Source organism: Polaribacter sargassicola (genome assembly GCF_021991835.1).
GTDB lineage: Bacteria > Bacteroidota > Bacteroidia > Flavobacteriales > Flavobacteriaceae > Polaribacter > Polaribacter sargassicola.
Genome location: NZ_JAHDAU010000044.1, coordinates 1 through 433, shown reverse-complemented (window position 1 = coordinate 433; position 433 = coordinate 1). Strand labels below are relative to the sequence as shown.

Here is a 433-nt window from a genome sequence, read left to right as displayed (position 1 = left end):
GACGAGCGCGCCGGCGCTCCACAGCGTGAAGTAGTCGGCATTGACGGCGGCCAGCGTGATCATGTTTCCGAGCCCGTCCCCGGTGGCGAGCCACTCGGCCAGCATGGCGCCGCTCACCGCGGCGGGGATGGCGATCCGGGCGGACGCCGTGATCGCCGGCACCGCGTACATCAGCCGCACGCGCAGTGCCGCGGAAAGTGGCGAACCGCCCGACGCCCGGATCACGTCGATCGCCCCCTCCGGTGCCGCACGCAGTCCCAGGATGACCGTGACCAGCGTCGGGAAGAAGGTCACCAGCGTGATCAGCACGGTGACGCCGAACAGTCCGCGCCCGAAAAGCAGCACGATCAGCGGGGTGAGCGCGACCAGCGGCATGGAGCGCAGGATGATCGCGAACGGCATTGCAGCCCGCTCCAGCCCTGGCACCGCGACG

General features: G+C 70.4%; 1 protein-coding gene. It reads right to left on the bottom strand.

Going from position 1 to position 433, the window contains the following annotated elements:
• On the bottom strand, positions 1-433 hold a 433-nt coding region (locus KI686_RS17370), incomplete at both ends, for an ABC transporter permease subunit (RefSeq protein ID WP_237590283.1).